We start from the raw sequence: 8,443 nt of genomic DNA, 5'->3' as shown, positions 1-8,443 counted from the left end.
CGCGCGCCGGCCCGCCCGCCCCCCACACCCCCCCGGGGGCCCGGCGGACCGGCGCACGTCCATATGCACGTGAAAGTGCACGCGCTGACGGCGTGAACTCTGCGTTCCTCATGGAGTTCCGCGCGCACGTGCCAATGGCGTGTGACCAAGAACGGACCGCGAATTTCCGTTTCCACTCGCTCTCTCGGCGGGCGATCAGTAGCCTCGGCTCGAACACCGGCCGCGAACACATGGCCGTATCCTCCGTGGCGACTTGTTGGAGACATTGATGGAGCGTCCCGCCTGGGCCCCGCCGGGTATCGATATTTCGGTACCGAGCGTGTCCCGTATGTACGACTTCTATCTGGGCGGCTCGCACAATTTCGAGGTGGACCGGGAAGCGGCCCGCAAGGCCATGGAGTTCATGCCGGGACTCCCCAAGATCATGCAGGCGAATCGGGCCTTCATGCGTCGCGCCGTGCGTTTCGCCGTCGACAACGGCGTCACCCAGTTCCTCGACATCGGCTCCGGCATACCGACGTTCGGCAATGTCCACGAGGTCGCCCAGGCGGCGTCCCCCGACGCGCGCGTGGTGTACGTCGACCACGACCCGGTGGCTGTCGCGCACAGCCGCGCGGTCCTGGAGGGCAACGACCGCGCCGCAGTCGTCGCGGCCGACCTGCGCAAGCCGGGGGAGATCCTGAACAGCCCCGAGGTCCGCGAACTCCTCGACCTGGAGCGGCCGGTGGCGCTGCTGCTCGTGGCCGTCCTGCACTTCCTGGAGGACGAGGACGAACCGGGCGCGGCCGTCACCGAGCTCCTCGAAGCCCTCGCACCCGGCAGTCTGCTCGTGCTGACCCACGCCTCGTACGAGGGCATTCCGCTCTCGCAGGACGAGGCCGCCGGCACCGTCGGGGTCTACAAGAGCATCCGCAACCCGCTCGTGATGCGCTCGCACGGCGAGATCAGCCGCTTCTTCGAGGGCTGCGAACTGATCGAGCCCGGCCTGGTGTCCATGCCCGACTGGCGGCCCGACAGCCCGGTCGAGGACGAGGATCCCTTCGCCTTCTCGGGCTTCGCAGGGGTGGGGCGCACAGCGTGAAGGTGCCGTCGCAGCCGTCCGGTTCCGGCGCGGAGCCGGACGGCCTCGAGGACAGACTCAGGCGGTTCGTGACGATATGGAGCCGGGCCATCTTCCCGGTCACGGCCACCTCGATGACCCGCGCCGAGTTCGAGCAGCATCTGCTGCCGCTCGCCCGTGAACTGCGGGCCGCCCTGCACGACAGGTCCTTCGACACGGCCCCCGCGCACCGCGCCGGCGCCGGGCTCGTCGGCGTCCACTGCACCGACCCCGACGCGCTCAGCCGCACCCTCGGGGTCATCGACGCGTACCTGGTGCTGTACTGCGGTGAGGAGGAGGTCACCGCCACGGGCACGGGCGCCCCCGCCGGCACCTCGACCGTCACCACCATGGAGGAGCTGCGGGCCCGCTGTTCGCGGCTCCAGCACGCGATGGCGGCCGGTTTCGCCCAGGCGCTTCGCGAGCGGACCCGGTTGGAGCAGGAGGCCATCGCGCGGTCCGCGCTCAACGCCCGCAGTGCCGCCGAAGTCGCCCTGCACACCACGGAGAGCCGCTTCCGGGCGGTCTTCGACGGCGCCGCGATCGGGATCGGCATAGCCGACCTCGAGGGCAACATCCTGGAGGTCAACGAGACCCTGACCCGGATGTTCGGCGGCCTCGAAAAGCATGTGCGCAGCCGGAACGTCAGCGAGTGGTCGCACCCCGAGGACGGCCCGCACGTCTGGAAGCTCTACGGCGAGCTGGTGCGCGGCGAACGCGACCACTACCGCGTGGAGAAGCCGTACTACCGGGGCGACGGCACGGTCCTGTGGACCAACCTCACCGTCTCGCTGCTGCGCGACGCGGAGGGCGCCCCGCAGTATCAGCTGGCGCTGATGGAGGACACCACCGAACGGCGGCTGCTCAACCTGCGGCTGCGGTACGAGGCGACCCATGACGCGCTCACCGGGCTGCCCAACCGGACCCTGTTCTTCGAGCGCCTGGAGAAGGCGCTCTCCCCGTCCGACGGCGGCCGCTTCGGCCTCTGCTACCTCGACCTGGACGGCTTCAAGGCCATCAACGACAGCCTCGGCCACGCGACCGGTGACCGGCTGCTCGTCGAGGTCGCGGACCGGCTGCAGAGCTGCGCGACGGCGCCGGGGGAGATGGTGGCCAGGCTCGGCGGCGACGAGTTCGTCGCGCTGACCACGGGCCCGCACACCGAGCGGGAGGTCGTCGAGCTGGCGAACCGCATCCTCGCCACGCTCGCCACCCCCGTCCGGATCGACGGCCGCGAACTGACCGTCCGCGGCAGCGTCGGGGTCGTCGAGGGCCCGGCGGGGGAGCGGACCCCGGCGGAGGTGCTGCGCAGCGCGGACATCACCATGTACCGGGCCAAGTCGGCCGGCGGCAACCGCTTCGAGTTCGCCGACGCGGAGGCCGACGCCCGCGCGATCACCCGGCACGGGCTGACCACCGCGCTGCCTGCGGCGCTGGAGCGCGGCGAGTTCTTCATCGAGTACCAGCCGCTGGTGCACCTCGGCGACGGCAGCGTGCACGGCGCGGAAGCGCTCGTACGGTGGTGCCACCCGCAGCACGGCGTCCTCGGCCCCGACCGGTTCATCCCGCTCGCCGAGAACACCGGTCTGATCGTGCCGCTCGGACGCTGGGTCCTCCAGGAGGCCGTCCGCCAGGCCCGGTTCTGGCAGGCGCGGCACTCCGACGGGGGTCCGCTGCGGATCAACGTCAACCTCTCGCCGACGCAGCTGCACCACCCGCGCCTGGTCGCCGACACGGTCGACGTCCTGGAGCGGTCGGGGCTCGAACCGGGGGCGCTCTGCCTGGAGGTCACCGAGTCGGCGCTGATCGGCGCGGACGACGACCTGCTGAAGCCGCTGCGGCAGCTGGCGGAGATGGGCGTGGACATAGCGCTCGACGACTTCGGCACGGGGTACTCGAACCTGGCGAACCTGCGCCGTCTCCCGGTGAGCGTCCTGAAGCTGGATCGCTCCTTCACGCAGGGCATGCAGCAGCACCCGGCGGACCCGGTCGACCTGAAGATCGTGGAGGGGATCGTCTCGCTGGCGCACAGCCTGGAGCTCGCGGTGACGGTGGAGGGCGTGGAGACGCGCGCGCAGGCGCAGCAACTCCGCGACCTGGGCTGCGACACGGCCCAGGGCTGGTACTACGCCCGCCCGGGCGCCCCGGACCGCATCCACTCCTTGCTCCTGGCGGACGCGGTGTAGTACGGCCCCGTGCGCGGGGCGCCGTGCGCGGGCGTCACGTGGAGTGGAGGAGTAGGCGTTGGAGTTCTCGGGCCGCGCGTGGGGGTGCCACGTCGCTTCGGTGGGCCAGGGCGATCGTGCGGCGCAGGCCGGGGCGGGCCAGGGACGTGACCCGGAGGTCGCGGCCCGCGCGGGCCGCGACCATGGCCGGCACCACCGCCACCCCGAGACCCGCCCGTACGAAACCGAGCACCGCGTCCATCTCGCCCCCTTCCACCGTGAACGAGGGCTCGAAGCCCTCCGCCCGGCACGCGGCCACCGTCAGCTCCCGCAGGTCGTAGCCGTGCCGGAACATCACCAGCGGCTGGTCGCGGAGGTCCGCGATCCGTACCGGCCGCGCGGGCGCGGGCGCCGCCGCGCTCGACACCACCACGAGGTCCTCCCGCAGCAGCTCCACCGTCGTCAGCGCCGGCGACGGCGTCGGTAGCGGCAGCACCACCAGCGCCAGATCGAGCGCGCCGCGCGCCAGCTCCCGTACGAGATCGTGCGAGCCGCCCTCCTCGATCAGGAGCTGGATCCCGGGATGCAGATCGTGGAAGGCGCGCAGCACGTCCGGCAGCAGCCCCGTGCACAGGCTCGGCGTCGCGCCGAGCCGCACCCGGCCCCGCTTCAGCTGCACCAGCTCCTGCACCTCGTGCCGCGCCGTGTCCGTGTCCGCGAGAATCCGCCGCGCCAGCGGCAGCAGCGCCTCGCCCGCGTCGGTCAGCGCGATGTTCCCCCGCGCCCGGCTGAAGAGCTCCGCCCCCAGCTCCTGCTCAAGGGCCCGGATCTGCTGCGACAGCGAGGGCTGGGAGACGTGCACCCGCTCGGCGGCGCGCGTGAAGTGCCGGGTCTCCGCCACGGCCACGAAGTACAGAAGCTGCTGGAACTGCATAGGCACAGCCTATCGAGATGAGCCGAACCATGTCTTGGACCTCTCGGGCCCTTCGGCCCTAGCGTCGATGCCATGGCTCTGGCAACGAAGACGGCATCGAAGGAACGATCACCGTCGACCACCCGCTCCCGCGGCTTCTGGTCCTCGACCATCGGCAAGAAGACCGTCATGGCCGTCAGCGGTCTGATCATGCTCGGCTACCTCGTGGCCCACGTCGCCGGCAACCTCAAGGTCTTCTTCGGGTCCGAGGAGTTCAACGCCTACGGGCACTGGCTGCGCACCATGGGCGCCCCCGTCCTGCACTACTCCTGGGCCCTCTGGCTCGTCCGGATCGTGCTGCTCGCCGCCGTGGTCGGCCACGCCGTCTCCGCGTACCAGCTCAGCAGGCGCGACATCAAGGCCCGCCCGACCGGTTACGTCCACCGCCGCAAGGGGTCCTCGTACGCCACCCGCACCATGCGCTGGGGCGGGATCATCATGGCCCTCTTCATCGTCTGGCACATCCTGGACCTGACCACCGGCACCGTCCACGCCGGCGGCTTCCAGGAGGGCCGGCCGTACCAGAACATCGTGGACACCTTCTCCACCTGGTACGGCAACGTGATCTACCTCGTCGCCATGCTCGCCGTCGGTCTGCACGTCCGCCACGGCTTCTGGAGCGCCGCCCAGACCCTCGGCCTCGGCAACGCCCGCCGCGAGCGGCTCCTCAAGATCCTCGCCAACGGCCTCGCGCTCGTCCTGACCGTGGGCTTCGTCTCCGTACCCGTAGCCGTCATGACCGGAGTGGTGAGCTGACATGCGCTTCCTCGACTACACGACCGGCGAGCCGGTCGTCGACCACAAGGCCCCCGCGGGCCCCATCGCCGAACGCTGGGACACCCGCCGCTTCCAGGCCAAGCTGGTCAACCCCGCCAACCGGCGCAAGCACACCGTCATCGTCGTCGGCACCGGCCTCGCGGGCGGCTCCGCGGGCGCGACCCTCGCCGAACAGGGCTACCACGTCGTCCAGTTCTGCTACCAGGACTCCCCGCGCCGCGCCCACTCCATCGCCGCCCAGGGCGGCATCAACGCGGCCAAGAACTACCGCAACGACGGCGACTCCGTTCACCGGCTCTTCTACGACACCGTCAAGGGCGGCGACTTCCGCGCCCGCGAGTCCAACGTCCACCGCCTCGCGCAGATCTCCGTCGAGATCATCGACCAGTGCGTCGCCCAGGGCGTCCCCTTCGCCCGCGAGTACGGCGGACTCCTCGACACCCGTTCCTTCGGCGGCGTCCAGGTCTCCCGCACCTTCTACGCCCGGGGCCAGACGGGCCAGCAGCTACTGCTCGGCGCGTACCAGGCGCTCTCCCGGCAGATCGCGGCCGGCAACGTCGAGATGCACGCGCGCACCGAGATGCTCGACCTGATCGTGGTCGACGGCAGGGCGCGCGGCATCGTCGCCCGTGACCTGATCACCGGCGCCGTCTCCACCCACTACGCGGACGCCGTCGTCCTCGCCAGCGGCGGCTACGGCAACGTCTTCTACCTGTCGACGAACGCGATGAACTCCAACGCCACCGCCGTCTGGCGGGCGCACCGGCGCGGCGCGTACTTCGCCAACCCCTGCTTCACCCAGATCCACCCCACCTGCATCCCGCGCACCGGCGACCACCAGTCCAAGCTGACGCTGATGAGCGAGTCGCTGCGCAACGACGGCCGCATCTGGGTCCCCAAGGCCAAGGGCGACACCCGCCCCGCCGCCGAGATCCCCGAGGACGAGCGCGACTACTACCTGGAGCGCATCTACCCCTCCTTCGGCAACCTCGTCCCCCGGGACATCGCCTCCCGCGCCGCGAAGAACGTCTGCGACGAGGGTCGTGGCGTCGGCCCGGGCGGGCAGGGCGTGTACCTGGACTTCGCCGACGCGATCCGGCGGATGGGCCGCAAGGCGGTCGAGGAGAAGTACGGCAACCTCTTCGACATGTACGAGCGGATCACCGCGGAGAACCCGTACGAGGTCCCCATGCGGATCTATCCGGCCGTGCACTACACGATGGGCGGACTCTGGGTCGACTACGACCTCCAGACCACCGTGCCGGGCCTGTTCGCGATCGGCGAGGCCAACTTCTCCGACCACGGGGCCAACCGGCTCGGCGCGTCCGCGCTGATGCAGGGGCTCGCCGACGGCTACTTCGTCCTGCCGTCCACCATCAACGACTACCTGGCCCGCCACCCGAACGCCGAGCGGGTCACCGACGAGCACCCGGCGGTAAGGGAGGTGCTCGCCGAGACCGAGGACCGGCTCAACCTGCTGCTCGCGGTCGACGGCGACCGTACCCCGGACTCCTTCCACCGCGAACTCGGCGAACTGATGTGGGAGTTCTGCGGCATGGCCCGCACGAGCGAGGGCCTGCGCAAGGCGCTCGACCGCATCCCGCAGATCCGCGAGGAGTTCTGGCGCCGCATCAAGGTCCCCGGTACGGGCGAGGAGTTCAACCAGTCGCTCGAGAAGGCCAACCGGATCGTCGACTACCTGGAGCTCGCCGAGCTGATGTGCCTCGACGCGCTGCACCGGGCCGAGTCCTGCGGCGGCCACTTCCGCGAGGAGTCCCAGACCGCGGACGGCGAGGCCGAGCGCCGCGACGAGGAGTTCTCGTACGCGGCGGCCTGGGAATTTCGGGGGTCCGGGGGTCGTCCCCCGGGAGAGCACGGCGGCGGCACCGGCGACGCCCCCGTCCTGCACAAGGAAGACCTCGTCTTCGAGTACGTCCACCCCACCCAGCGGAGCTACGCATGAAGCTCAACCTCCGCGTCTGGCGCCAGAAGAACGCCGACGCCCCCGGAGCCATGGCCACCTACGAGGTGGACGGCATCTCCTCCGACATGTCGTTCCTGGAGATGCTCGACACGCTCAACGAGGAGCTCATCCTGCGCGGCGAGGATCCCGTCGCCTTCGACCACGACTGCCGCGAGGGCATCTGCGGCGCGTGCAGCCTGGTCATCAACGGCGACGCCCACGGCCCCGAGCGCACCACCGCCTGCCAGCTCCACATGCGTTCCTTCCACGACGGCGACACCATCGACATCGAGCCCTGGCGCGCCTCCGCCTTCCCGGTGGTCAAGGACCTGGTGGTCGACCGCACCGCCTTCGACCGCATCATCCAGGCCGGCGGCTACGTCAGCGCCCCCACCGGCTCGGCCCCCGAGGCCCACGCCACCCCGGTGCCGAAGGCCGACGCCGACTTCGCCTTCGAGCACGCCGAGTGCATCGGCTGCGGCGCGTGCGTGGCCGCCTGCCCGAACGGCTCGGCGATGCTCTTCACCTCGGCGAAGGTCAACCACCTCAACGTCCTGCCCCAGGGCTCCCCGGAGCGCGAGAGCCGCGTCCTGGACATGGTCGGACAGATGGACGCGGAGGGCTTCGGCGGCTGCACCCTCACGGGTGAGTGCGCGACGGCCTGCCCGAAGGGGATTCCGCTGCCGTCGATCGCGGCGATGAACAAGGAGTGGCTGCGGGCACGCCGTAAGGCCCGCCGCTGAATCCCGGATTCCGGCGAGGGGCACGGTCCGCTTTCGGACAGTTGCGGGGCGTGACCCTTGCCACGCCCCGCACCCACGAGAGGAAGATCTTCACTAGATTCAGGTGATCACCGTAAGATCTTCACGGCGGGGCGTCCCGGCACTTCCGCACAGCAAGATCAACTCTGTTCAAGTCTGTACATTTCGCTTTGAGTTGGCCATTTCGGAGCCAACCGACATCTGGTGATTTCCGGCGCTCCGGAACCCTTCGGTATGCATGGTCCTGCCGGGGGCATATGACCAAACCCCCGGTCCTATCCGACCACTTGGGGGGACCATCATGTCCAGCATCACCCGCCGCAAGGCACTCGGCGTCGCCGCAGGCGCCGCCGGTGCCGTCGCGGGTCTCACCGCCGCCGGTGCCGCGGGAGCGGCCGCACCGCTCGCCGCGGCTCCGGCCGGCGGCTCCGCCCCGGCGTCCTTCGACGAGACCTACCTGGGCCGGCGCATCAAGGGCGGCCCCGCGCACGGCGGCGGCCACCACGGAGGGCACCACGGGGGCGGCTACACCGTGACCATCGACGGCGAGGAACTGCACGTCATGCAGAACGCCGACGGCACCTGGATCAGCGTGATCAGCCACTACGAGCCGGTCGCCACGCCCAAGGCGGCGGCCCGCGCCGCCGTCCTCGAACTGCGGGGCGCGACCCTCGTTCCGCTCACCCTCGTCTGACCCGATCCAGG

Annotated in this window: 7 protein-coding genes; 6 read left to right on the top strand and 1 reads right to left on the bottom strand. The window is 70.6% G+C overall.

Translation table 11 applies throughout. From position 1 onward, the window contains the following. Positions 1-268 precede the first annotated feature (268 nt). A complete protein-coding gene (locus ACFWRO_RS21340; RefSeq protein WP_384512485.1) occupies positions 269-1,081 on the top strand; it encodes an SAM-dependent methyltransferase in 813 nt (270 codons plus the stop codon). Then, entirely contained in the window at positions 1,078-3,285 is a 2,208-nt protein-coding gene (locus ACFWRO_RS21335) for a putative bifunctional diguanylate cyclase/phosphodiesterase (RefSeq protein WP_384512483.1), read from the top strand. Before ACFWRO_RS21340 ends, ACFWRO_RS21335 begins: the two co-directional genes overlap by 4 nt. 34 nt (positions 3,286-3,319) lie before the next feature. Here ACFWRO_RS21335 and ACFWRO_RS21330 read toward each other — a convergent pair whose 3' ends face one another. Further along, positions 3,320-4,198 carry a LysR family transcriptional regulator gene (locus tag ACFWRO_RS21330; RefSeq protein WP_384512481.1) on the bottom strand — a complete coding sequence of 293 codons (879 nt, stop codon included), beginning with the start codon at positions 4,196-4,198 and terminating at the stop codon, positions 3,320-3,322. 72 nt (positions 4,199-4,270) lie between these two features. On the opposite strand from ACFWRO_RS21330, the gene ACFWRO_RS21325 reads away from it, so the two are divergent. The 4 genes from ACFWRO_RS21325 to ACFWRO_RS21310 all read left to right on the top strand — a co-directional run bounded on the left by ACFWRO_RS21325 (position 4,271) and on the right by ACFWRO_RS21310 (position 8,432). Next, positions 4,271-4,993, top strand: coding sequence for a succinate dehydrogenase (locus ACFWRO_RS21325; RefSeq protein ID WP_384512479.1), 723 nt, complete (start codon positions 4,271-4,273; stop codon positions 4,991-4,993). Between the two features lies 1 nt (position 4,994). Continuing rightward, the gene (locus ACFWRO_RS21320; protein ID WP_384512477.1) at positions 4,995-6,977 is read left to right on the top strand and encodes a fumarate reductase/succinate dehydrogenase flavoprotein subunit; all 1,983 of its coding nucleotides are present in this window, start codon (positions 4,995-4,997) and stop codon (positions 6,975-6,977) included. Further along, on the top strand, positions 6,974-7,720 hold the full coding sequence (locus ACFWRO_RS21315) for a succinate dehydrogenase/fumarate reductase iron-sulfur subunit (protein ID WP_384512475.1): 747 nt from the start codon (positions 6,974-6,976) through the stop codon (positions 7,718-7,720). The genes ACFWRO_RS21320 and ACFWRO_RS21315 overlap by 4 nt, the downstream gene beginning before the upstream one ends. A 319-nt stretch (positions 7,721-8,039) precedes the next feature. Continuing rightward, on the top strand, positions 8,040-8,432 hold the full coding sequence (locus ACFWRO_RS21310; RefSeq protein ID WP_384512473.1) for a tyrosinase cofactor: 393 nt from the start codon (positions 8,040-8,042) through the stop codon (positions 8,430-8,432). Positions 8,433-8,443: the final 11 nt, after the last annotated feature.

Source organism: Streptomyces sp. NPDC058579, assembly GCF_042718575.1.
GTDB lineage: Bacteria > Actinomycetota > Actinomycetes > Streptomycetales > Streptomycetaceae > Streptomyces.
Note: the sequence above shows the minus strand (reverse complement) of the source record. Positions and strands in the feature narration are given on the sequence as shown.